The organism is Parapedobacter sp. 2B3 (assembly GCF_041925275.1).
GTDB classification, from domain to species: Bacteria; Bacteroidota; Bacteroidia; order Sphingobacteriales; family Sphingobacteriaceae; genus Parapedobacter; species Parapedobacter pyrenivorans_A.
The window spans coordinates 46,255-71,516 of sequence record NZ_JBHEUZ010000003.1 but is presented as its reverse complement, the minus strand read 5'-3'; the positions used below and the strand labels follow the sequence as shown (position 1 = coordinate 71,516).

Sequence of the window (25,262 nt, the reverse complement as noted above, 5' to 3'; positions counted from 1 at the left end):
ACTATTTTTAGAATTATTTAAAATTTTATATCAATTCCGAAAGAAAAAGACCGAGAATTAGGATATGCCCCCTGATAAAAGTCTGTTTCTGGATCTAACCCTGTATAGGGAGTAATTATAAATAGATTTTGAACATCAAAATAAAGACGAACATTTGTAATGTTACTTATTTTTGGTAACGTATATCCAACTGTAATATTTTTACATCGAATAAACCAAGCTTTTTCCAACAGAAAATCACCATAACCATAAGTAGAGTAAGACTGAAAAGCAGAAGGAAAGTTTGTTTCCTGATTATCGTGAGTCCATCTTGTTTTTGCTATATTCAAAAAATTCTGACCACGCTCAATCTCTAGCGAGTTGACTGCAAAACTAGCATACATTTGATTTGTAATATATCTGTCAAATAAACCATAGAAATAAATGCTCAAATCAAAATTTTTATATTTAAAATTATTGTTAAATCCAAAACTGTAACCTGGGTCCATTGAACCAAATAAGATTCTATCTGCATCATCAATTTTACCATCAGGTTTTCCTAGATACTGGAATCGTCCCTTTTCGTCAACAATATATTTCCCATCCGCATCTTTTTTAAACCCATCAATGTCTTTAATCTTAACTTGTCCTGGAATTGCACCAGGCATTGCAGCTATTTGCTCTCCTGGCTGTATTAATCCTTCAGAAATATATGTAAATATTGGTCTGACAGGGTCATTTTCGTTTTCGTAGATTGCGGGTGACCAGTTTTTATCCCTTTCTTTCCATCTATCCTTATAATGAGAAAATGTAAAATCTGATGTCCAACTAAAACCGTCAGAAACAATATTTTTTGAACTTACACTCAGCTCATAGCCTTGACCTTGAGTTTTTCCAATATTTGCTGCAATAGAGTTTACTTCGTGATAAGACATAAGATATCGTGTATTTAATAAGTTGGAAATAACTTTGTCATAAAATTCAATACTCCCTGAAATCCTGTTTTTTATTAGGCCGAAATCTATGCCAATATTTTTTTCAGTTGTTGTTTCCCAACTTAAATTATGATTAGCCAATTGGCTTAAATAAATTCCGATAGACTCCACCCCTCCGATATTATAATTTTCTCCGACTCTATAATTTGAAAATGCTCTATTCCCAATATTCGAATTCCCAGTCTGTCCATAACTTAATCTAAGTTTTAAATTTGATATGGAATTTTTAAATCCTTCCATAAAGGTTTCGTCACTAATTCTCCAGCCTAGCGCAACAGATGGAAAATATCCCCATTTTTTATTAGCTGCAAAGTTTGAAGCGCCATCTGCGCGTATAGTAGCTGTTAGTAGATATTTGTCTGAAAGAAAATAATTGAATCTTGAAAAATAGGAAGCCATTTTAGTTGATCCGCCATAAGAACCAACTGACGGTTTAAAAAAAGCACCCGCAGCTAAATTATAATAAAGAAATCCATCAATAATAAAATCTGAATTCTGTGCATTAAACCCTTCCCATGTAAATTTTTGGTATGAGTGTCCAACTAATAAACCAAAAGAGTGATTTTGATTTATCGTTTTTGAATAATTCATGGTTAAATCAAAATTGCTATCCAATTTTTCATTTTGAGAAATTGACGCATTTCCTCCATCGGTCTTTCCATAAAGTGTTGATTTTGGCAAGTATGTTGATCGTTTTCCAATATTTCGATCTACGCCTGCATTTAATCTAAGTTTTAAATTTTTTATTGGTGAAACTTCAAAATAAGTTGAAGCCAAAATTTTTTCATTTACGCTTTTATCGCTAATGCTCAGCATCGAAACTGGATTGGGCAACCAGGACATTCCAGGAGGGATAGAGAATTCACCCTTTTCATCATAAACAGGTAAATAACTGGGGTAACATAATGCCGTCTGAATGATTCCTGCATTTTCATATTTCCCGGCACCAAGTTGTGTATTATCATTCTCAATCCGACTTATGTTTGATACTATGCCAATTTTAATATATTTCCCAACATTTTGATCAAGGTTTAATCTTGATGAATATCTCTTTAAATGAGAATTTTTCAATATGCCCTGATGATCATTATAGTTTCCTGATAAAAAATATTTTGTGTCTTTGTTTCCACCCGAAATACTAATGTTATGTTGATTAATAAATCCATTTCTTGTTATTTCGTTAAACCAATTTGTATTTGCAGGAGGATTTTTTATTTCTGAATCAAGGAAACGAGGTGTATGTGGATTTCCCGAGGCAATTACTTCAGCTTCGGTTTTACCACCATATATGCCAATTTTATTATCATACATCCATTTTTCATAGAAATGTCGATTGTTCTCTATCATTAAGTCTTTGGCATTCATCATATCATACATATCTGAAGGGGTTTGAATGGTATATGAACCATTATAGTTAATAACAATTTTACCTTCTTCCCCTTTCTTTGTAGTAATAATTATAACCCCATTCGCTGCTCTGGCGCCATAAATAGATGTAGCACTAGCATCTTTTAAAACTTCAATCGATTCAATATCTTGCGGATTTAAAAAATTTAAATAGCTTTTTGCTCCCCCATCATAGCGATTGCCACTTCTAGGTTCATTATCCTCAGTAATTGGAAATCCATCAATAATTAGCAAGGGTAAATTACTGGCATTTATGGATCCCGCACCTCTTATCAAAAATGTCATTGCGCCCCCAGGTTGTGCTGTGTTTTGTATAACTTGCAACCCACTTGCTTTTCCAGCAAGCATTTGTCCGACTGAGGTATTAGCAATCATAGATAGATCTTCTGATTTAACTGATGATATAGCTCCAGTTAAATCACTTTTTCTCATTGTTCCATACCCTACAGCCACAACCTCCTCAATCCCAATCATATCTTCCACCATTGAAATATTGATTGTAGTTTGGTTCCCAATAACAATCTCCTGCGTCCTCATCCCTACAAACGAAAACACCAGCGTAGCGTCTTCAGGAATATTGGAAAGGGAATATTCCCCGTCGGCATTGGTTACTGTGCTTTGGGTGGTGCCTTTAACCACAACGGTTACTCCGGGCAGCGGCAGGCCGCCGGAGTCTGTTACTTTACCGGATACTAATTTTTGTTGCTGAGCCATGAAATCACTACCTGTAACTTCAGGTGTTGTTAGCAAAACAAAGCGGTCTTTTACCTTGTAACTTACATCGGTTCCGGCAAACAGTTCGTCGAGAACTTCGTTAATTTTCTTATTTTTCACGGTCACCGATACTTCGTGGTTAACATCGATCAATTTTTCGCTGTACATAAAGACAAACTCACTTTGCTTCTCAATGTTCCGAAGAACTTCTTTTACCGTGCTGTTCTCCATATCAAGATTCAGCAAAGTGGTTTGCGAATACGATTTACTTGCAAACACGCTAATTACAGAAAGCAATAACAGGAAGACAGTTAGTTTCATAATTCTAAATACTTTTTGTAACCTGGGAACTTTCCATTCCCATGAAATACATTCATTTTTTTTCATACTTTTATATTGTTAAGATTTGAAATTACCCTGTACGGTTAATACTACAGGGATGGTTTTGAACTCTTCAGGGAGGTGTTGGCGCACTTCCCTGTTGTTTTTTAATATCTTCTCATCATAGGCAAATTGTTTTAATTCGTTAGCTTTAAATTTTATTATCGTCTTTCTATTTTAATTATTTGTTTAGAAAAAGTACCGTCATCCAGTTTTTTTCGCGGAAACCTCCTGTATGTAATAGGAGTTGTTTCAGTCATTAAATCGAGAATAAGATACAGGGGATCATCAGCAAAGGTTACAGTATAGGTTAAATCCTTTATGTCGTCAGCCACATCAAATTCAACATTAAACATCCGGCTCAGTTTCTCAGTAACCCGCAGAATTGGGGTATTATCGAATACCAGTTTGCCTTCCTTCCATGCAATATAATTTTCGACATTTACCTGATTTGAGCTGATTTTACCCGTTTTTGAATTATAGGCTAAATGCTGCCTCGGAGCCATTGTTCCAATCTTTCCGATTTTCTTATCCGACAATATTTTTTCAATTACTACTTTCCCCTCTACAAGTGTTGTTGCAATAATATCATCGTCGGGATACGCATTTACATTAAACTCAGTACCCAAGGCTTTTACATTCAGCTTTCCCGCTTTTACAATAAATGGTTTATCAGGGTTATGGGCTACATCAAAATATGCTTCGCCCGACAGTGTAATTTCTCTTGTATTTCCGATAAAGTTTCGTGGATATTTAATTTTACTGCCGTAATTGAGGTTTACTTCAGTTCCGTCCGATAATTGTACAACTGTTCTTGAACCTATAGGAGCAATAATTTCAAGAGAGTCAACAGCAAACGATAAATCAGTGAAGTTATTCATTTGCAGGTTGCTGTTCGATAGCAAATAAAATACTACACCAAGTAAGGGGATGAACAGTATCGCTGCTGCCCGCCTTAACCATTTTGCAATTTTTGAAAAATTAATCACTTTGCCGTCTGCATCCTTCCGATGTTTAAGGTTTATTTCATGGTGAATTTTATCGAGTAATGCACTGTACTTTTTCTCATCTTTCTTTTTTAAATCAGCTTCAAAAATTTTCCAGAAATCGTAGCTCCAGTATTTGCCAACATCACTTGCAGCTTCATTTTCCAACCAGCTTGCAAGTTCTTCAAATTCCTTGTCAGTACAGTTATTGTTTAAATATTTTTTAAGGATTTCTTTATTCATTTTCTTTTTCAAATTAAGTACCTCCCCATTAACAGGGGAGGTGCTCTACCTAACTAAACCAAACCTATGAAATTAACACTTTTTTCTTTCAATAAGGTTTAATAGTATTACGCATAAGAGCTATGGGATAACTATATAAAAATGCTGTTTTTTTTAAGAAAGGAACATGCAGACAAATAAAATATTGATAGCCAGACCACTATCGAGATGAGATTTTAAAAACTTTATAGTTTTCACCAGGTGATTGTTCACCGTACTTTCAGAAATATTTAATTTCTGGGCAATTTCTTCGTGTGTCAAACCTTCTTCCCTGCTTAATCGGTAAATCTCTTCCTGACGTGGGGTTAACTGTTTTAGTAAAAACTCTACCTTCTGCTTTAATTCTTGATATTGGATTTCATCTATTACGTGTTCAGCAGCACTAACTTGTTGCAATGATTTCAGGTATTCCCTCGATTTGGTTTCACGCATTCTTTTGCGCAATAAACTCATTGTGGAGTTATAGGCAATGGTAAACAGGAATGACTCGAAGGAAGCATAAATATCAATTTTACCTCTTGATTCCCAAATCTTAATAAAAACTTCCTGCACAATCCCCTCAGCATCTTCTTTCTGCTTTAGAAACATGAATACAAACTGATGCAATTTATGGCAGTATTGATTATAAATGGCATCAAAAGCTGCCATGTCACCTTTTTTCAGGAGCTTAACAAGTTCAGTATTTGATTTGACATTTTTCACGGAAAGTTAAGTTTGAACGCTTCAAATGTAATGATTCAAATAGAATAGGCAAATATTATTATTTTGTATAAAATATAATTCCATTGTAATCGATCAATAATATTAACAGATTATCTCGCTTTTGGCACATCAGATTTTTAAAACGAACATATTTAAAGGAGCAAAGTTGCATAACGGCGAATATGAAAAATGGCGAAAGGATATAAGAAAAAAAAGACCATCAATTGTGTAGGTTTGTTAGATATAGGAAAACCTTGGGAACTTATATTGCTTTAATCCGCTCCAATTCTTCCAAAACAATTTGTACCGTTTCATCTTTTATCCTCCGATAGTTGTATTCAATCTCCTCCTGTAAATGATTTTTGCCATTTTCATCAGTAAAATTTGTAATTACAGGGATAAGTTGATACATGGAAGATTCTTTTGCCACTTTCTCTTTGTCAACCACAATTTCAGCATGAAAAATCTTTTGCTCAATGCGTTCTTCAAAATTGTCTGAGACAGCTCCGACAAAAACACCCTGTGTGAGATTGCTGATTTTTGAAGCCGGAATCAATGTATCCATCTGGGTATTTATGGAAGTGGATTTGTCCTGCCGGTTAATGGTCATCGATTGCCGTTTCTGAAGAACTTTCCCAAATCGTTCCGACAATGTTTTTGCTGTTTCGCCAACTACCTGTCCGCTGAAAATGTTTCCAACCGTATTCATCACCACTTTGGCTTCTTTGTCACCATAATCGCGGTTTAACTGCGAAAAATCCTGAAATCCCAAACAAACAGCTACTTTATTGCTCCGGGCTGTGGCAATCAGGTTGTCCAGCCCACGGAAATAAATCGTTGGAAGCTCATCAATAATCACCGCGCTTTTAAGCTGGCCTTTTTTATTTATCAGTTTTACAATCCGGGAGTTATATAATCCAAGCGCTGCTGAATAGATGTTCTGGCGGTCAGGATTATTGCCTACACAAAGGATTTTAGGCTCTTTCGGATTATTGATATCCAGCGTGAAGTCATTGCCCGACATTACCCAGTACAATTGCGGTGAAATCATTCTTGAAAGCGGGATTTTTGCACTGGCAATTTGTCCCTGCAACTGATCCTGCGCGCCGCCCTCCCAGGCATCGATGAATGGGGAAAGATAGTTCTCCAACTCCCGGTACGAGGTGAGAATGGTGAAAATATCGGCGTACTTTTTATTCAGAAATTCGATGGCATGAGGGAAAGTGCAGTATTTTCCGTTCTTATAGATTTTCAGGTACCAGATAATGGCCGTGAGCAGGATAATGGGCGACTCCACAAAAAAGTCGCCCTGCTTCTGAATCCAGGTTTTGTTCAGATTCAGCATGATGGTATAGGCAGATTCATAAGCATCGGCAATATCCGTCATAAACTCAGGGGCTATGGGGTTACACCGGTGGCTCCGTTCCGGGTCGTCAAAATTTATCACATAAAACCTGGGTGGGTGCTCATACTTTTCGATGTTTTTCATCAGAGTATTGTAAGCGATGATGCTCAGGTCGTCAAACTTAAAATCGTAGATATACATGCTGAAACCTTTTTCTATTTGTTGCTTGATGTAGTTGTTGATAATTGCATACGACTTTCCACTCCCCGGGGTACCCAAAACAATGCTCGCCCGGAACGGATTAACTACATTAATCCATCCGTTGTAGGTTTTTCCTTTGTGCTCAAACCGTGTTGGCAGGTTCACGGAAAATTCATTTTCCATCAACCGCGTTTCCTGTGATGCTGACCTTTGTAAAACGCTCGAAAAATGTCAATTATGTGATTGTTTACTCTTATGAACGTTTTTCCCGTTCGGGTATTGCAGGAGCTTCAATTGCCGACGATTTGCTAAAAAAATATGGGGTAATCACCCTGGCAACCACACAGGAATTGGACCCCACAACTCCTTCCGGTTCCTTTCAGCAAAAAATATTATTCCTGTTTGGTCAGATGGATAATGAATTGCGACGGGATAAGGTGGTTACCGGCATGCGTGAACTGTTAGCAAAAGGTTATTGGTTATGGGCTCCTCCGCGTGGATATGAAGATTTAAATAAAGGGAGGGCAACAGAACGTAAATTAGTTGTTAGTGAAGAAGGAAAACTATTAAAGAAAGCATTTGAGTGGAAAGCTTATCATCAACTGCCTACCGTTGAAATTAGTAGGCGCTTAAAACAATTGGGGGTTGATATATCGGAAAAGAGATTGGTTAACCTGTTTTTAAATCCGTTTTATTGTGGTCTTATTACCAGCAAAATACTTCCGGGGCAGGTGATTGAGGGTAGGCATGAACCATTAATTTCAAAAGAATTGTTTCTGGCAGTTCATAATATCCGGCAAGAAAAGCGAACACATGGTTTTGTCCATGATAAGGATAATGAAAATTTGCCATTGAAGGTATTTACTAAATGTGATAAGTGCGGCCAGACAATGACTGGCTATTTGGCAAAAAAGAAGGGAATATATTATTACAAGTGCAGAACCAAAGGATGTAAAGTCAACCGAAGTGCCAAAGGAATGCACGAATTGTTTCGAAATGTGTTAAAGACTTTTCAGATTGGGAACGAAGAGGTTGATATTATTAAGTTGCAACTAGAAGAACAGATGGCTGTGTTTTTTAAGTCCCAAATGGAGAATACGACTTTTTTAAAGGCCAAACTAACAGAAACAAGAAAAAAATTGAATGCCATTGAAGAACGGTTTGTTATTGGAGAAATAGACAGAAACCTTTTTGAAAAATTCAAGCCAAAATATGAAAAAGAGTGTTTTGAAATTGAGCAAGAACTTAACAAAACAGGTGGATACAGTTCGAACCTTAAAAAAGTGATAGATTTTGCTGTGAGAATATGCCGTAATCCCTTTCTATTATGGGATTCCAGTGATTTGAACAGTAAAAGGGTATTTCAGAATTTGCTGTTTCCTGAAGGAATCTACTATAACCGGGAATTGGACTTAGTTCGAACCTCGAGAATAAACTCATTTTTTTCTCCAATCCCTGAATTAGCAAGGGTTCTGAACGGACAAAAAAAAGGGGATTCTATCAAAATTGATAAAATCCCCGCTTGGGTGAACCCGCTGGGACTCGAACCCAGGACCCATACATTAAAAGTGTATTGCTCTACCAGCTGAGCTACGGATTCATGGTTTTTTATTCACTTAAAGTACATCTTTCCTGCTTTTGGAAAGTGGTGCAAAGATAGAATTATAGGGTGTACTGTCCAAAATAAATTTCAGATAATTTCAGCTGTATTGGTAAGGGCTTTAGTTTCAATCATTAATACGGCGTCCAAATGTGTGCATCGTCCGTAATTATTTCTTTATATAAACCGTTTCCCCGGCAATGGTGGTTTGTAATACAGCGACGTCGCGGATTTCATCGGGCGGAATGGTCATGATATCTTTTTCCAATCGCACGAAGTCCGCTTTTTTTCCCACTTCGATGCTACCGCGTTTGTCTTCTTCAAATACGCTGTATGCAGCCCATACCGTCATGCCCCGCAAGGCCGATTCGCGGTCAATCGCATTCTCGGGCTGGAAGCCACCTTTCGGGTAGTCATCTTTGTCTACACGGGCTATGGCCGCATGGAATCCATAGAGTGGGTTGATGTGCTCCACCGGGAAATCACTGCCCAATGCCAGTAAACCCGCCTGTTCGAGCAACTGGCGGTACGCATAGGCTCCTTTGATACGCGCTGGGCCCACACGGTCCTCGGCCCAGTACATGTCTGATGTAGCATGCGTTGGTTGCACCGAAGGGATAATATCATAAGTGCCGAATTTCTCGAAATCGGTCGGCGACACGATCTGTGCATGCTCGATGCGCCAGCGGCGATCGTTTTTCCCTTTAAGGTATTTGCTGTAAATATCGAGCACCAACCGGTTGGTCGAATCGCCGATGGCATGCGTGGCTACTTGGAAATCACTATCCACTATGCGCGCGATGGCCGAATCGATGGCTTGGGGGATGAATAGCAGGAATCCAGAAGTGGGCGCATCCGCGTAAGGGAGGAGCAGGCAGGCACCGCGTGACCCCAGGGCGCCATCGGCCAGTATTTTGAAGGCGCGCACCGTGAAACGGTCGCTCACATAAGGCCCTGCCGCTAGGTAATGATCGAGGTTCTCGTGCGATAAGCCAATCATTGCGTGGTTACGGATGCGAAGCTGCCCCGACGCATATAGGCTGTCCAGTAAGTCGATGGACGAACGCCCTAGCCCGGCATCACTCACGGTGGTAAGTCCCACGGCTAAGCAGGCGTCTTCCGCTTTTTGAAGGAATTGGGTCAGTTGTGGTGCTGTGGCACGCGGGATGATACTAGATACACGGTCCATCGCGTTGTCTACCAGTATACCGGTAGGCTGCCCATTTTTGGCTTCAACCAACCCACCTTCTACGTCGATCGGCCCGGTCACACCCGCAAGCTCCAGTGCCTTGCCGCTCGCCAACGCCGCGTGGCCGTCTATGCGCACCAGGTAAACGGGCACGTCGGGAAATTCGGCGTCTAAACGGTGCCGCGTAGGGAACGACTTGTCTTTCCATAGATTTTGGTCCCACCCGCGACCCAGTAGCCACGGCGCATCGGGATGCTCGGCGCGGAATGCCTTCAACCGATCAATGATTTCCTCGAACGAGGTAGCCCCACTCAGGTCCGCTTGGCCAAAGGTCTGCGCATAGCCGAAAAAGTGGGAATGGGCGTCGTAAAAACCAGGGTAGATAGGCTGTCCCTGTGCATCGATTGCTTCTTCAGCCTCGTATGCCGTGCGTATCTCGTCCGATGTGCCGATTGCAACAAATACCCCGTTGCGCACGGCAAAGGCCTCGGCCTTACGGAAGGATGAATCGACCGTGTAAACGACCGCATTGTACACAATCAGGTCCGCATGTTTGATGTCACCGCAAGAGAACGCCACGGCAGCTGCGCTGCAAGCGGTCAGGGTAAGGACGGTTTTATTCATGGCTAAAATACGTTGGTTATTCCTTTTTTGCGTGGACCATGCGATCGGCTCCTTGCATGTCTTGGTGGAGTGCGGCCGCCACGAAGCCTTTTTTCCTGAACAAGTCGCTTACTGCTTGGCCGTAGTAGCGGTTTATCTCTACATATAAATCGCCTGCTGGCTGTAAATGGTGCAATGCAAATGCGGCAATATGTTCGTAAAATAATAGCGGGGCACTTTCCTGTACAAAAAGTGCCAAGTGGGGTTCATGCGCCAGCACATTGCGGTGCATGTCGCCCTGCTCGGCCGTTGTGATATACGGCGGATTGCTCACTACGATATCAAATCGCTGTTCGTGCTGGAAAACCAATTCCCATTCCAATATATCCGCATGGATGAAATCGATGCGTGCCGACTGGCTCTCCGCATTCTGCCGGGCCATATTCAGTGCGTCTTCCGAAACGTCAAGACCATATACATGTGCCGTTGGCAATGCTTTTTTGAGGGCAATGGCAATACAGCCACTCCCTGTGCCGATGTCGATAATGCGCAGGGGGCCAGTTGCATGCTTGTTATGCTGGCTAGTGATGAGGTGAACTAATTCCTCGGTCTCCGGCCGGGGTATCAATACCGATTCGCTCACGGCAAGTTTCATTCCCATAAACCAAGCATGCCCCAAAACGTATTGGATGGGTTTTGCCGTCAGCAGTTCCGATAGTGCGGACACCAACCAACGGGTATCCTCATCACGTAGCAGCGTTTGGCGGTTCAGCAAGTAGGTTGTTTTGGTCCAACCCAATCGATTTTCAACCAGCAGGTAATACAGGTGTTTGATTTCATCTGCATGGTACAAATGCAACAGGTCATTTACGAATCGTTGTTCGATTGCTGCGATGGATTGCATGCATACAAACATACGCTATCCATCCGGGTTGACCAAACAATATAACCAGCGGGGTTAGACAAAGGTTGCTCGGGCGATGCAGGTATGTGCGTGGCAAAAAAGAACATTTTTAAGTATGTTTGCGTCATGCAGGAACATGAGACTTACATGCGGCGCTGCCTGGAGCTGGCCCGGCTGGGGATGGGGCAGGTAAGTCCCAATCCGATGGTAGGGGCGTTATTGGCGCATGACGGAAAGGTCATTGCCGAAAATTACCACCAGCGTTTCGGGGGGGCGCATGCGGAGGCATTGGTCATCGAGGAGGTTCTTAACAAGTATGGGGATGGTGCGGCTTCCTTGTTCCGCAATTCAACCATGTACGTAAGCCTCGAACCCTGCGCCCATTACGGGAAGACGCCGCCTTGTGCTAAGCTACTGGCGGATCATCGGATAGGGGAGGTGGTTGTAGGGTGCCGCGATCCGTTCGACCAGGTGGATGGCAAGGGGATAGCCGTGATGGAAGCGGCCGGCATCCGCGTAACCGAGGGCGTATTGGCCGATGAGTCGCGTTGGTTAAATCGCCGTTTCACAACGCGGGTAAGCCAGCAGCGGCCCTACGTTATCCTTAAATGGGCACAAACAGCCGACGGGTACATGGCGCCGGAAGACGGCACCCAACGGTGGATCACAGGTGCAGACGCTAAACAGTTGGTGCACCGCTGGCGCAGCGAGGAAGATGCGGTATTGGTGGGCACGCGCACAGCCCTGTCAGATAACCCGCAACTTAGCGTAAGGGAGCTGCCGGGGCGCAACCCCAAGCGGGTGCTTATTGACAAAGACCTTGCCGTTGGGTCAACAGCCCATCTGCTCGATGCCAGCGCCGAGACGATTGTGTTCAATGCCACACGGGCGGATTGGATGGGAAACATCAAGTATATCGCGTTGGAGAATTTTGATTGGTACCTGCCGCAGAATATACTTTTCCAGCTTTACCTGATGGATGTCCAATCGGTCATCATAGAGGGTGGGCGCAAAACGCTCGACCTCTTTCTGGAAGCAGGCTTGTGGGACGAAGCCCGGGTGTTTACAGCGCCCCAACGTTGGGGTGCCGGCGTAGCGGCTCCCATCTGTCATGCAGCCGCTGCTGCCGGCCAGCAGGTAGGCGCAGATCGGCTCCATATCTACTACCGTACGGATCAAAACGCCACTAGCTAATGGATTTCTACTTCGCCGCAGTCATTCAAGCATTGTGTTTCGGTCCATTGGTCGTGGGTCTTTTCCTGTCGATGAAAATTTTCAACATCCCGGATATTACCACCGATGGGAGCTATACGTTGGGTGCGGTTACTACAGCGGTGGCGCTGTCACAGGGTTATCCCCCGTTGGTGGCGCTGCTATTGGCCATGGGGGGCGGCGCGTTGGCGGGGTGCTGCACCGCATTGATCCATACATGGCTACGCATACATGCGCTGTTGGCGGGCATTTTGGTAATGACAGCCCTCTATTCGATCAATTTGGTATTCCTAGGGCGGTCTAATATGCCCTTACTTGATTATCCCGCTGTGTTCGACCAACTGGGACTATTTGACAGCATAGACCACAACACGATGTCGGTTTTGATACTATTTGTCATCGCCCTGCTTTTTGTCATGAGTTATTTGCTGCGTACCGATTTTGGTATTGCACTACGTGCTACGGGCGATAGTGAGCCCATGATCCGTGCCCAAGGGGTAAACACCACGCGGATGAAGGTGTATGGTCTGGCCCTTTCCAATGCACTGGTGGCTTGGAGCGGTGGATTGATGGCGCAGTTTCAGGGTTTCGCAGACATCAATATGGGCATCGGTATTGTGATCAGCGGTTTGGGTGCCGTAATCATCGGCGACACATTGATTAATTTCCTGAAACTACGTGCTATGCTGCCGATGCTTAGTTGCGTCATCGTAGGGGTGGTTTTGTTTCAGTCCGTGCTTGCATTGGCGTTAAGTGTCGGTGTCAACCCCAATCTGCTCAAACTCACCACCGCCTTGCTGGTACTGGCCATCGTGGCCTTACCCCGTGTAGGGGGTGTGTTGCAACTGGCCAAACGTTAGCGAGAGAACAGGTATGCTTCAGCTCCAACATATCACCAAAGTGTTCAACGCCGGCAAAGCCACCGAGGTGGCCGCTGTGCAAGATGTTACGCTCCGGTTGGAGCCACGGAGTTTCACGGTGCTCGTTGGCGCCAATGGTTCGGGAAAAAGCACGCTGCTCAACCTCATTGCGGGTAGTATATATCCTGATAAGGGCAGCCTCCTGTTGCACGGGCACGATATCCAGCGGCTACCCGATTACCAACGCAGCCGATGGATAGGCCGCGTATTCCAAAACCCGCTGCTGGGCACTGCTGCGTCGTTGAGCATATTGGATAATTTCCGCATGGCGGCCTTGCGCGGATCGACCAAATGGTTGAAATTGGGCACGGGTACAGCCTTCCGTAGGCAGGTGGCCGATAAAGTATCGACGTTGGGCATGGGGCTCGAAAATAAGCTAGCCCAACCCATGGGCACACTAAGCGGGGGGCAGCGGCAGGCATTGACCTTATTGATGACGGTGATGGCCGATGTGGATATATTGTTGCTCGATGAGCCAACGGCCGCGCTCGATCCCCGCTCCGCACGTGAGGTGATGGAAACAGCCAATCGGTTGATAGCCGAAGACCAGCTTGCGGCATTACTCGTTACCCACAACATCAATGAGGCTCTCCGTTATGGAAGCCGTTTGATACAGATGGAGAACGGGAAAATCATAAGGGATTACGAAGAAATAGCTAAACGCACCCTTGACCATGGCGCGGTTGTCTCATGGTTTGATTATTATTAATCAAATTCCTACCTTTGGTCTACATTCCCTATGACCATGTTATATGACCTTGTCTGAAGATTTATTGCATTTTGTTTGGAAGTACCGTCTATTTGCCATGCAAAATTTGCGTACCCAATCGGGTAAGCTGGTTCGAATTATCTATCCGGGTACGCACAACCACGATGCAGGTCCCGATTTTTTAGCAGGGCGTGTGGTTATCGATGAGGTAGCGTGGAGTGGCAACGTGGAGATCCATATCCGGGCGTCAGACTGGGAGCGGCACCGGCACCATGCAGATAAGGCCTACAACAGCGTGATTTTGCATGTGGTTTATGAATACGATAAGCCCGCATACAGGGAAGATGGCACACCGCTCGAAACATTGGAACTGAGACCACGGATCCCGGCCACTATCTTGCCGAGATACCGCGAACTGATGAGCGGAATGTGGTGGATTCCCTGCGAAAAGCTAATCCATAGCGTTCCGCCCTTTCATTTATCCCAATGGCTGTCGCGCTTGTTGATGGAGCGTTTCGAATACAAAATTTCGGCCATATATGGGGTGTTGGACCAGCAGCGCGGCAGTTGGGAAGACACATGTTATATCTGGATGGCACGGAGTTTTGGGTTTAAGGTGAATGCCGATGCATTCGAACAGCTGGCGCGTAGCCTGCCCCCATCGGTCATTGCAAAGCACAAGCATCGCCCGTTGTCGGTAGAAGCCCTGTTTTTCGGGCAGGCGGGGATGCTGGAAGATACCCTCTTTGCAGATGGCTACCCACAAGATCTGCAACGGGAGTATGCCCATTTGCGCAGGTTGCATTCGTTGCAACCGATGGGTGCTGCTTCCTGGCGATTCATGCGCACGCGCCCCGGCAATTTCCCTACGGTACGCATCGCCCAGTTTGCCGCCCTATGTTTGCGGTCTACGCAGCTATTTGCTGCCATTACGGACACGAAGGAAATTGGTTCGTTGAAAGCGTTTTTTGACGATCTGCCCGTCAACCCATATTGGCTAGAACACTACCGCTTTGACACGCCTCCCGCATCGGGTGGAAACCAGTTGGGTGCACGTTCGATAGATGCGCTACTCATCAATGCCGTGGCAGGCATTATATTTGCCTATGGTAAATATATGGGTAAAGAAATGTATATTTACCGGGCTATTGCCTTGCTTGAGGATTTAAAAGCAGAAGATAATGCGGTTTTGAAGCGTTTTTCCGCGTTGGGAGTAAGGGCAGCACAGGCTGCTGAATCACAGGCTTTGTTACAAATGAAAACGTTTTACTGCGACAAGAGAAAATGTTTGGATTGTGGGGTGGGGTTGCAGTTAATCAAACACAATGAATGATGGTAAAGCGAATCCTTTTGTTTTTCGAACAGCGTTCCTTTGGTGTCTGCACGTACATCGGCGAGCGCTTGGGAATCTCCATTTCCAAACTTCGGTTATTCTTTATCTATACCTCTTTTCTTGCCGTCGGCTTCCCGATCATCTTTTATTTCTTGGCCGGGGTTGTGCTGGATTTCCGGAATTATATCAAACGCATGCGGCACCAGCTCTGGGATGTTTAGCGTGTGCTAGGAAGTAAGCGCCGGTTTATTCGGCTCTCAGTATATTGGCAATTTCAGTATGCCCCTTTTCGCCTGCCAGGTCCGAGGCCGTTTTGCCCATTTCATTCTTGATCGCTACCGATGCCCCATTTTCCAATAAGAGGATAATCAGGTCAATATTGCCGGTTTGTGCAGCGAGGTGCAAAGGGCTGGTCCGCGAGGTTTGCAATACATTCACTTCTGCCCCCGCCTCGATCAGCATCTTCGCTATGCCGTCAAAGCCAGAACCAACGGCGGCGTGGAGTGGATACACATTGTAACCATTTTGCGAGTGGGTGTTTGGGTCGGCACCTTTTTCCAATAGAAAACGGACGATATCTTCATTTCCGAAATGTGTGGCCATCCCCAATGCGGTAAATCCATGGTCTGAAACCGCGTCCAACGCATCCGGCAGGTCCGCTGCCATCGCCTGTACTTGTTCGAGGAGATTGGCCGCCGCCGCTTCATGTATGGTGAGTTCATTGATGTGTTTGAGCAGTACTTTTACAATTTGGGGTTTGTTATAGTAACAGGCAAGTAGGAGCGGAGAAATTTCGTGACTGGTTTTTTGGTTGCACAGTGCGGGGTTTCCGTTCAGCAAATCATCGATGGCTATACTGTCGCCTTTCTCTATATACGCTTCTAGTAAACTTAGACTCATTTTTTTACTTTGGGTGGTCAACAACTAAATTATAAGGACGAATTAACTAAAAATTTATCAAACCTGTATGAGCTGGCGTTTAAAAAGAACCCGAATAATAAAGGGCTGTACACGCCCGAGCCACGTTCAAGAGAGCAACGGGACTAGCAAAAATATGCTATTTTGTTATGCTGTTGTAGTATTACGTCTACAAAAACCGTTTTTAGATTATTATTTGTTTGGTATCCTCAATCTTTGATGTACTTTTGTATTGCCCTCCCAAAGGGCATGTTTTTCATAGGTAGATGTAGGGTCGAATATTTAGTTATTCGGCCCTTTTTTGTGGGACTGTAAATTTCGTGCTTTTCCGAGCCAATTGTTAAAAAATGTGAAATTATTTTTGAGAAAATAGTGATTTTATACATTTGCCCATACTATTTATCATTTCTGAATTAGTCAAATTTCTTTTTATGTTAACACGTGCCATTACTTTACCAAAAGTTGTCATTTTGCTATTGGTGTTGTGCGGAGCGATTCCCGTTCCGCAAGTGCAGCGCGTTACCGTTGCACAGAGTTTATCCCTTTATACGCCCTATACCAAGATTTCGGTGCCTCCGGGCGAATCCATTGATTATTCGGTTGACGTGATCAACAACAGCGGGGGTATCCGGGGTGCCGAACTCGCCGTTTCCGGTTTGCCCGAGGGGTGGTCTTACGAGCTCAAATCGGGCGGATGGACCGTAGAGCAGCTCTCCGTATTGCCCAAAGAGAAGAAGAATGTCTCTTTTAAAGTTCAGGTGCCCTATAAGGTAGAAAAAGGCACCTATCGCTTCCAACTCGTAGCAAGGGGAGCCAGTAGCCTCCCGCTTACCGTGGTCGTATCCGAGCAGGGAACCTTTAAATCGGAGTTCAGTACCGACCAGGCCAATATGGAAGGAGCAGCCAATTCTACGTTTACCTTCAATGCCACGTTGCGCAACCCGTCTAGCGAAGAACAGGTTTACGGACTGCGGGCGCAAGTGCCACAGGGATGGAATGCGCTGTTCCGGGCAAATGGCAAGCAGGTATCGTCGGTGAACGTAAACCCCAACCAAACGCAGAACATCACCATCGAGCTGGATCCACCCGATCAATTGGGCGCCGGCAAGTATAAAGTTCCGGTGGTTGCCTCCGCAAGCGGCATGTCTTCCAACATGGAGCTCGAAGTTGTCATCACGGGATCCTATAACCTCGAACTCACTACGCCTTCGGGTAGGCTAAGTACGTCCATCACCGCGGGCGGTGATGAGAAGGTAGCGCTACTGGTGAAAAATACCGGTTCCGCCCCGCTGAAAAATGTAGAGATGAAATCGTCGGCACCGGTAGACTGGACCGTTGAGTTTCAGCCTGCGAAGATCGACGTGATTGCGCCCGGCCAGCACGCGCAAGTGGTAGCAACCATCAAAGCAAGCAGGAAGGCCGTGGCGGGCGATTACGTGACCAACCTCGAGGCCAGGACAGCCGAGAAGACAGCTACGGCATCGCTGCGTGTATCGGTGCGTACGCCGCTGCTATGGGGGTGGCTGGGTATCCTGATTATTCTCGGTGCCCTCGGTGGCGTTTACTATTTGTTCCGCAAATATGGAAGGAGGTAACCGGTGGATAAATCGATTATTGAGCTCAAGGGGCTTACCAAGCGGTATGGCAATTTCACGGCGGTAGATAGCCTCGACCTTTCTATTCGCAAGGGCGAAATCTTCGGGCTGCTCGGTCCCAACGGAGCGGGCAAGTCAACAACCATCCTCATGATGCTGGGGCTTAGCGAACCAACCTCTGGGGCCGTGCATGTCTGTGGGATAGATGCAACGGTAAATCCCATCGAGGTAAAACGCCAGGTAGGGTACTTGCCAGACGACGTCGGGTTTTACGAGCATCTGAGCGGTCGCGAAAACCTGTTGTACACGGCGAGGCTCAACCGCCTTTCGCTGCACGAGGCTTCCGCGCGTGTGGATCGTTTGCTGCAACGTGTGGGTTTGCAGCAGGCAGCCGGGAAGAAGGTAGGCAAATACTCGAGGGGTATGAGGCAACGCCTGGGCTTGGCCGATGTGCTGGTGAAAAATCCCCAAGTCATCATCCTTGATGAGCCCACCCTGGGCATCGACCCCATCGGCGTACGCGAATTTTTGGAGCTTATCGTGGCATTGAGCCGTGAGGAGCAAATAACCGTGCTGCTTTCTTCCCATCACTTGCACCAAGTGCAGCAAGTGTGCGATCGGGTGGGGATATTCGTAGCGGGTAAGCTGCTGGCAGAAGGAAATGTGCGGGAGCTCTCGCGTACACTATTTTCAGCCAACGAACCGTATATTATTGAAGTAGGTATCGATACGGAAACGCTCGATGGCGAAGGGGCGCAGCTAGCAGCGGTCAGGTCAGCCCTTGCCGAGTTGAGCCAAGTGGTGTCCGCTACCATCCATGGTGGTATACTGCGGGTGGGAAGCGAGGCAGACCTCCGCACGGAGGTGGCGCGCATCGTAGTTGATTCGGGCGTGGGGCTTACCTCACTGACGATGAAGGAATATGGCTTGGACGATATTTATACCCAGTATTTCGAGGGAGGCGAAACATATGGAAAAATCGCATAACGCAGCCGGTCGGCTGACGACCAGCGCTTGGGCCGCGAAGGCAGGCAACACCATAAATGGGCTTTTTGCCCGTCTGAACCACCGGCATACGCATCGGGCCGTTCATCCTTTTTGGGTCATCGTCCAGAAAGAAATATCCGACCATGTGCGCAGCTGGCGTTTCAATGTGCTGTTGTTCCTTATTCTGTTAACCTGTTTTGGCTCCCTTTACACGTCGATTACCAACCTGGTAGACGAGCTTGCCAAATCCAGCAAAGAAGACGATCCCTTTTTTTTCCTGAAGCTGTTCACGTTGTCCGACGGTTCCTTGCCGCCGTTCCATGTGTTCATCGGCTTTCTGGGGCCCCTGTTGGGTATCGGGTTGGGATTCGATGCCATCAACTCCGAGCATAATTCGGGCACGTTGAGCCGTATCATGGCACAGCCTATCCACCGTGATTACCTGATCAACGCCAAATTTGTCGCGGCGTTGGCGGTTATAGGCGTCATGTTCTTCGTCCTCGGCTTTTTGGTAATGGGCTTCGGTTTGTTCATCATCGGCATTCCACCCACTGCAGAGGAATTTTTGCGGATTATTTTCTTTCTGTTGTTGAGCGTGCTGTATGTCGCATTTTGGCTCAATTTGGCGGTATTCCTATCCATCCGGTTCCGGCAGGCAGCCACTTCCGCGCTGACTGCAATTGCCATATGGCTGTTTTTTACCATATTCTACCAATTGATTGTCAATATGGTCGCCAGGGCAATGGCACCGCCCGACATGGCATCACAAGAACAGTTGTTGGGCTACCAGCAATTCATCGTTAATCTCATGCGTGTTGTTCCTAGCCAATTGTATGCCGATGCCACCACCACGTTATTGGTGCCGTCGGTGAGAAGCTTGGGCCCGCTTACCATGCAGCAGGCCTACGGTGCCATCCCCAGCCCATTGCCCTTGGGCCAAAGCCTGCTCATTGTATGGCCACAGCTTACCGGGCTTATCGCGGCAACGGTAGTGTGCTTTGCCTTGTCGTACGTTTCGTTCATGCGTAAAGAGATTCGGTCAAGGTAGGGCCGCCACGCTTCGTCGTTCGCACCCGTTTGTAATTCAATGCCGATTTGGTTATGTTTGGCAAACTTTCAGAACGATGAAGCGTAAGATTGTTGTAGCCATCACGGGGGCCAGCGGGTCGATTTATGCCAAAGTATTGCTCGATAAGCTGTTGGAACTCCAGGCGCAGTGGGATGCAGTAGCTCTGGTGATGTCTGATAACGCGCGGGACGTATGGCAATTTGAACTGGGCAGTGATAGCTATGCGGCATATCCATTCGCCTTGTATGAAAAGAATGATTTCTATGCGCCGTTTGCATCGGGATCCGCCCGGTTTGATACGATGATCGTGTGCCCGTGTTCGATGGGCACGTTGGCTCGGATTGCGCACGGCACCTCTTCCGATCTGACAACGCGCGCGGCCGACGTGGTACTGAAGGAGCGGCGTAAGCTGATCCTGGTGCCGCGGGAAACGCCGCTGAGCGCCATCCATCTCCGCAACATGCTTGCCGTTACCGAGGCCGGAGGCATCATATGCCCGGCGAGCCCGTCGTTTTACAGCTTGCCGGAAAATGCAGAAGGAATTGCGGCAACCGTGGTAGACAGGGTGCTGGCGTTGGCTGGGTTTGAGCAGGATGGTTACGAGTGGGGCGCGGTAGCAGATGATGAAAAATAAAATAAATAGTTGCCATTGCGGCGGATTTTGTAATTTTGTTGGTCAATGAATGTGCATACCGCCATAAATCCACGCTTTTTGTCTTTTTACGATATACATGGATAACCTACTCATCAAATCTGCCAAGATCGTTTTCCCAGGTACGCCTTTTCACGACCGTGAGGTGGATGTGTTGGTTGAAGACGGAACCATCACCCAGATTGCCGCCCGGATCAAGGCCGCTGGCGGCACGCAAACCGTCGTTGATGCAAAGGGACAATACCTAGCACCGGGCTTTTTTGATATGAATGTGAATTTCGGTGAGCCGGGGCTCGAAACCAAGGAAGACATGGTTTCGGGGTGTGCTGCCGCAGCAGCTGGTGGGTTTACGGGAGTGGCTGTTCGGCCCAATACGCAACCATCGCTGAGCAGCCGACCGGAAGTGGCTCTGGTTGTGAACCGTGCCAAACCGTTGCTGGTTGATGTATATCCCATTGGTACCATCAGTAAAAAGCGGATGGGCGAGGAGCTGGCAGAACTCTACGATATGAAGTTGGCTGGAGCGGTGGCATTCAGCGACGGCGACAAGCCTGTGCAGCAAGCTGGCTTGATGAGCAGGGCATTGCTATACAGCAAGGGGTTCAACGGACGCATCATTTCCTGCCCGGAGGATGTGTCGGTGGCGGCGGGTGCAAAGATGAATGAAGGGGTTACAAGTACCTACCTCGGTATGCGCGGCAATCCGAACCTGGCCGAAGCGCTCATGGTTGCCCGCGATTTATACCTCGCCGAATACAACGACGCACCGATCCACTTCTCCACCATCAGTACGGCAGAAAGCGTGGATCTGGTCCGCAAGGCCAAGGCCAAGGGCATACCGGTTACCTGCGAGGTAGCGGCCCACCACCTGGTGATGACCGACGAACGGGTAGTGGGTTTCGATAGCAATTATAAAGTGAGTCCACCCCTCCGTACTTCCCAAGACCGCAAAGCACTGCTTAAAGGGATTAAAGACGGTACCATCGATGCCATCGTATCTCAGCATACACCGCATGAGATCGAGTATAAGGAGGTCGAATACCAGATTGCTGCAGACGGTATTATTGGCTTGCAGACCGTTTTGCCGCTCGTGCTCCAGGCGGGGTTGACTGTGGAACAGCTGGTCGATAAGTTGGCCATTGGTCCGCGACGGGTACTGGGGCTTCCTATTCCCGAGTTCAAGGAAGGTGCCCCCGCCAATCTCGTCTTGTTCGATGTGGAACGCGAATGGCGGTTTGACCGGCAGACAAACCGTTCGAAATCGAGCAACAGCCCGTTGTGGGGCAACTTGCTGAAAGGTGCCGTAACAATGGTAGTCAATAAACGTCAAACAGCAAACACACAATTCTAATGGATCAACGTATTCGCAAAGCGGTTGAAAAATGCCTGCAGGCCTATGCCACCGAGGCTCAGTTGGAAGTGGCTGGGGTACAGGCGTCACTGCTTGAAGCGTTTGGAAGCGACAAGGCTTTTTTAGACAAGGTAGGCCAGTCAGACGCTGTTTTTGATGACCACCCCGCTTTTGAGGAACTGCGTGAAGTTGTTTTTGACCTGCTGCTGATGAACTTTTTTGCCGCCGATGTGGAGAAATTGGAGAGCGATTACCTCGAGTCGGACGCGTGGGAGGAGATTGAGGAGCAAACCATCGAGCGGGGCACCGAACTGCTCAACCTGCTGCTCTATCTCCGTGAATGCAGCGATGAGGATATCGAACCTGAGTTGGCGGATTACCTCAAAGAATTTTTGCTGGTAGACGAAGACGAGTTTCAAGATGAGCACCGTATCTACGAGCCCATTATAGCCAACCAGTTGCTAGTTGATAGCTCATACGGCGAAATTGCCAAGGTCGCTTCGAACATCCCCGGAAACCAAGAGCTTGCCGACTTGTTCTATCCGATAATGAGTTTCTTCCACGAGCAGCATCCCGCGGATGCCGATTGGGCGGCATATGCAGCACAAAGTACCAATCCGGCCTTTGACATGGCCCTCTATGGGTTGTTGGTAGCTTATAATCATTAATTAAAACACACATAACCATGACAACGAATCTTACCACCGAAGAAAACGTAAGTGCAAAGAAAGTAGCGATCACCAATGCGCTTATCTGGGCCGTCATCAACATCATCATTTTCCTGCTGGTATACTATGCCTCGCCCACGTTGATGGCAAATCCAGCCTTTGGCTTTATTACCATTGCCATTGGCATTGGTCTTGCCATCTACTTCACCATAGACCTCCGCAAAAAAATAGGCGGTTATTGGTCATTCCGCGAAGCGTTGGGCAATATTTTCCTGATGTTCATCGTACAGGTGGTCATCTCTACCGCATTTACCACCGCTTTTGCCAAATGGATAGAGCCCGATTATGCCAATATGATGCGCGAGGTCACGCTGAATGCCACCACCCAAATGGCCGAGACCTTCAGTTCCGACCAGGAAGTGATCGACAAGATGATCGAGGAGGCGGAGAAAAGTATCGAGAAGCAGGTAAACCCAGGTTTGATGGATTTTATACAAGGCCTGGCCATTGCAGCCATCTTTTACTTCATCGGGGCACTTATTTTTGCGGCTATTTTCAAACGTGAACGCCCGGTTTTTGCACCCGTTGACGAGGAGTAATCACCCTGATGGATATTTCTGTTGTTATTCCACTGTTTAACGAAGCGGAATCGCTGCCCGAACTTGCTGCGTGGATCCGGCGGGTGATGGACGACCATCGGTTCAGCTATGAGATTATCCTGGTGGATGACGGCAGCACGGACGAATCGTGGATGGTCATCGAGGGACTCAAAACTATCAATCCCAAGATATCCGCCGTTAAGTTCAGGCGCAATTACGGTAAGTCAGCGGCCCTTAATGTAGGGTTTGCGGCTGCGCAGGGCGATGTGGTCATTACCATGGATGCCGACTTGCAGGATAGCCCGGATGAGATACCCGAATTATACCGGCGGATTACGCAGGATGGATTTGACCTGGTTTCCGGGTGGAAGCAGAAACGCCACGACCCGCTAAGCAAAACGGTGCCCACCAAACTTTTCAACTCCGTTACCAGGAGCATGTCAGGCATCCATAACCTCCACGATTTCAACTGCGGGCTGAAAGCCTACCGCAGGGAAGTGGTAAAGAGTATTGAGGTTTACGGAGAGATGCACCGGTACATCCCGGTCATCGCAAAATGGGCAGGCTTCCGACGTATCGACGAGCAGGTTGTGCAGCATTTTCCCCGCAAGTACGGCACAACGAAATTCGGTCCGGGCCGATTCATTAAAGGTTTCCTTGATTTGCTTTCCATCTTTTTCGTTGGCAAGTTCGGCAAGCGGCCCATGCATTTCTTCGGCACCATGGGGGTTTTGAGCTTCCTCGCGGGCTTCGTGATTGCCGTTTGGCTCATCGTAGAGAAGCTGGTAAGCATTGCCAACCAAAGCCCGTATCGCAACGTAACCGACCAGCCGCTGTTTTTCTTTGCCCTCATCGCCATTGTAATCGGTACGCAGCTGTTCCTTACGGGATTCGTTGCCGAACTGGTTTCGAGAAACGGGGTGGACCGTAATAATTACCAGATAGAGAAGGTCATTTGATCCATGTTTTTTTCGATCATCATCCCGCTTTATAACCGGCCGCAGGAAGTTGATGAGCTGCTTGGTAGCCTTACCCGCCAAACCTATTCGCCATTTGAAGTGCTGGTTATTGAAGATGGTTCAACCCAGGATGCCCGGCATATCGTGTCGGAATATGAGGGCAAGCTCGATGTGCACTATTACGTAAAGCCGAATGCCGGACAGGGATTTGCGCGCAATTTCGGCTTTGAGCGTGCCAAAGGCGACTATTTCGTCATTTTTGATTCAGACTGCCTCATCCCTTCGGATTACTTGGCCAACGTCGCCGCATTCTTGCGGGAGACACCGCTTGATGCGTATGGCGGCCCCGATGCGGCCCATGAATCGTTTACCTCCATACAGAAAGCCATTAGCTATGCAATGACGTCGCCGTTTACCACAGGAGGCATCCGTGGAAACAGGAAACATCTCGGGCAGTTCCACCCGCGTAGTTTCAATATGGGGGTTTCGAGGGCCGTATGGGAGCAGATCGGCGGGTTTAAGCTTACCCGCCTCGGTGAAGACATTGAGTACAGTATACGCATCCATGCCTCCGGATTCCGCATCGGGCTCATTCCAGATGCGGTGGTGTTCCACAAGCGGCGTACCGACTTCATGCAGTTCTATAAGCAACTGCATTTTTTCGGCCGTGCCCGGATCAATATCTACAAACATTTTCCCGGGGAGCTCAGGCTGGTCCATTTTTTCCCGGCGGCGTTCGTGTTATTTTTGATGGCATTATTGCTGGCCAATTTATCAAGCAGGGTGATGGGCATGGTGTGTTTAAACGCTTTGGTAGCAGCAGGCAATGCCCTGCTTGGGGGGTACACCCTCTTGCTTTTTTTCCATGCATTGGTTAAGACCCGGCGGCTGAAAGTGGCGTTATTGAGTATTGTTGCCTCTTTTATCCAGCTATGTGCCTACGGGTTGGGATTCATCCAAGACTTCGTTAAGCGGGTGGTACTCGTACGCGGTTGAAAAGGC

20 protein-coding genes, 1 tRNA gene and 2 pseudogenes are annotated in these 25,262 nt (G+C 46.7%); 15 read left to right on the top strand and 8 right to left on the bottom strand.

Going from position 1 to position 25,262, the window contains the following annotated elements; genetic code table 11:
- Positions 1-17: 17 nt before the first annotated feature.
- From ACEVG1_RS04765 to mobC, 4 genes and pseudogenes are all read right to left on the bottom strand, one after another.
- Entirely contained in the window at positions 18-3,482 is a 3,465-nt protein-coding gene (locus ACEVG1_RS04765) for a TonB-dependent receptor (protein WP_374742422.1), read from the bottom strand.
- Positions 3,483-3,637: 155 nt separating this feature from the next.
- Positions 3,638-4,705: a FecR family protein gene (locus ACEVG1_RS04760; protein ID WP_374742420.1), complete on the bottom strand. Its 1,068-nt coding sequence runs from the start codon at positions 4,703-4,705 to the stop codon at positions 3,638-3,640.
- 153 nt (positions 4,706-4,858) lie between these two features.
- Positions 4,859-5,446: an RNA polymerase sigma factor gene (locus ACEVG1_RS04755; protein ID WP_374742419.1), complete on the bottom strand. Its 588-nt coding sequence runs from the start codon at positions 5,444-5,446 to the stop codon at positions 4,859-4,861.
- Between the two features lie 262 nt (positions 5,447-5,708).
- A pseudogene (mobC, locus tag ACEVG1_RS04750) lies at positions 5,709-7,199 on the bottom strand (conjugal transfer protein MobC); the annotation flags it as partial.
- Here mobC and ACEVG1_RS04745 point away from each other — a divergent pair.
- Positions 7,193-7,783 (top strand): annotated as a pseudogene (locus tag ACEVG1_RS04745) (recombinase family protein); the annotation flags it as partial. The pseudogenes mobC and ACEVG1_RS04745 sit on opposite strands and share 7 nt — an antisense overlap.
- Before the next feature lie 736 nt (positions 7,784-8,519).
- Here the strand turns inward: ACEVG1_RS04745 and ACEVG1_RS04740 are convergent.
- The 3 genes from ACEVG1_RS04740 to prmC all read right to left on the bottom strand — a co-directional run bounded on the left by ACEVG1_RS04740 (position 8,520) and on the right by prmC (position 11,288).
- Positions 8,520-8,592: transfer RNA gene (locus tag ACEVG1_RS04740), tRNA-Lys, on the bottom strand.
- A 169-nt stretch (positions 8,593-8,761) separates the two neighbouring features.
- Positions 8,762-10,405, bottom strand: coding sequence for an amidohydrolase (locus ACEVG1_RS04735; protein WP_374742418.1), 1,644 nt, complete (start codon positions 10,403-10,405; stop codon positions 8,762-8,764).
- Positions 10,406-10,421: 16 nt separating this feature from the next.
- Positions 10,422-11,288 carry a peptide chain release factor N(5)-glutamine methyltransferase gene (gene prmC, locus ACEVG1_RS04730; protein ID WP_374742417.1) on the bottom strand — a complete coding sequence of 289 codons (867 nt, stop codon included), beginning with the start codon at positions 11,286-11,288 and terminating at the stop codon, positions 10,422-10,424.
- Positions 11,289-11,414: 126 nt separating this feature from the next.
- On the opposite strand from prmC, the gene ribD reads away from it, so the two are divergent.
- The 5 genes from ribD to ACEVG1_RS04705 are packed head-to-tail and all read left to right on the top strand — an operon-like array spanning position 11,415 to position 15,683.
- Positions 11,415-12,482, top strand: coding sequence for a bifunctional diaminohydroxyphosphoribosylaminopyrimidine deaminase/5-amino-6-(5-phosphoribosylamino)uracil reductase RibD (gene ribD, locus ACEVG1_RS04725; protein ID WP_374742415.1), 1,068 nt, complete (start codon positions 11,415-11,417; stop codon positions 12,480-12,482).
- The gene (locus tag ACEVG1_RS04720; RefSeq protein WP_374742414.1) at positions 12,482-13,360 is read left to right on the top strand and encodes an ABC transporter permease; all 879 of its coding nucleotides are present in this window, start codon (positions 12,482-12,484) and stop codon (positions 13,358-13,360) included. The genes ribD and ACEVG1_RS04720 overlap by 1 nt, the downstream gene beginning before the upstream one ends.
- Positions 13,361-13,373: 13 nt before the next feature.
- Positions 13,374-14,129: an ABC transporter ATP-binding protein gene (locus ACEVG1_RS04715; RefSeq protein ID WP_374742413.1), complete on the top strand. Its 756-nt coding sequence runs from the start codon at positions 13,374-13,376 to the stop codon at positions 14,127-14,129.
- Positions 14,130-14,172: 43 nt separating this feature from the next.
- The gene (locus tag ACEVG1_RS04710; RefSeq protein WP_374742412.1) at positions 14,173-15,462 is read left to right on the top strand and encodes a DUF2851 family protein; all 1,290 of its coding nucleotides are present in this window, start codon (positions 14,173-14,175) and stop codon (positions 15,460-15,462) included.
- Positions 15,462-15,683, top strand: coding sequence for a PspC domain-containing protein (locus ACEVG1_RS04705; protein WP_374742645.1), 222 nt, complete (start codon positions 15,462-15,464; stop codon positions 15,681-15,683). Before ACEVG1_RS04710 ends, ACEVG1_RS04705 begins: the two co-directional genes overlap by 1 nt.
- A gap of 25 nt (positions 15,684-15,708) precedes the next feature.
- Here the strand turns inward: ACEVG1_RS04705 and ACEVG1_RS04700 are convergent, their stop codons facing one another.
- Positions 15,709-16,362, bottom strand: coding sequence for an ankyrin repeat domain-containing protein (locus ACEVG1_RS04700; protein ID WP_374742411.1), 654 nt, complete (start codon positions 16,360-16,362; stop codon positions 15,709-15,711).
- A gap of 449 nt (positions 16,363-16,811) precedes the next feature.
- Here ACEVG1_RS04700 and ACEVG1_RS04695 point away from each other — a divergent pair, with 449 nt between their 5' ends.
- From ACEVG1_RS04695 to ACEVG1_RS04655, 9 genes are all read left to right on the top strand, one after another.
- On the top strand, positions 16,812-17,975 hold the full coding sequence (locus ACEVG1_RS04695) for an NEW3 domain-containing protein (protein WP_374742410.1): 1,164 nt from the start codon (positions 16,812-16,814) through the stop codon (positions 17,973-17,975).
- Positions 17,976-17,978: 3 nt separating this feature from the next.
- The gene (locus tag ACEVG1_RS04690; RefSeq protein ID WP_374742409.1) at positions 17,979-18,962 is read left to right on the top strand and encodes an ABC transporter ATP-binding protein; all 984 of its coding nucleotides are present in this window, start codon (positions 17,979-17,981) and stop codon (positions 18,960-18,962) included.
- The gene (locus ACEVG1_RS04685) at positions 18,946-20,010 is read left to right on the top strand and encodes an ABC transporter permease (RefSeq protein WP_374742408.1); all 1,065 of its coding nucleotides are present in this window, start codon (positions 18,946-18,948) and stop codon (positions 20,008-20,010) included. Before ACEVG1_RS04690 ends, ACEVG1_RS04685 begins: the two co-directional genes overlap by 17 nt.
- 76 nt (positions 20,011-20,086) lie before the next feature.
- Positions 20,087-20,665: a UbiX family flavin prenyltransferase gene (locus tag ACEVG1_RS04680; protein WP_374742407.1), complete on the top strand. Its 579-nt coding sequence runs from the start codon at positions 20,087-20,089 to the stop codon at positions 20,663-20,665.
- A gap of 97 nt (positions 20,666-20,762) precedes the next feature.
- Complete coding sequence (locus ACEVG1_RS04675) at positions 20,763-22,034, top strand: dihydroorotase family protein (RefSeq protein ID WP_374742406.1); 1,272 nt, start codon at positions 20,763-20,765, stop codon at positions 22,032-22,034.
- Positions 22,034-22,702, top strand: coding sequence for a hypothetical protein (locus tag ACEVG1_RS04670; RefSeq protein WP_374742405.1), 669 nt, complete (start codon positions 22,034-22,036; stop codon positions 22,700-22,702). Before ACEVG1_RS04675 ends, ACEVG1_RS04670 begins: the two co-directional genes overlap by 1 nt.
- Positions 22,703-22,719: 17 nt before the next feature.
- Complete coding sequence (locus tag ACEVG1_RS04665) at positions 22,720-23,301, top strand: DUF4199 domain-containing protein (RefSeq protein WP_374742403.1); 582 nt, start codon at positions 22,720-22,722, stop codon at positions 23,299-23,301.
- An 8-nt stretch (positions 23,302-23,309) separates the two neighbouring features.
- Positions 23,310-24,260, top strand: a complete 951-nt coding sequence (locus ACEVG1_RS04660) for a glycosyltransferase family 2 protein (RefSeq protein WP_374742402.1) — start codon at positions 23,310-23,312, stop codon at positions 24,258-24,260.
- A 3-nt stretch (positions 24,261-24,263) separates the two neighbouring features.
- A complete protein-coding gene (locus tag ACEVG1_RS04655; RefSeq protein WP_374742401.1) occupies positions 24,264-25,256 on the top strand; it encodes a glycosyltransferase in 993 nt (330 codons plus the stop codon).
- Positions 25,257-25,262 lie beyond the last annotated feature (6 nt).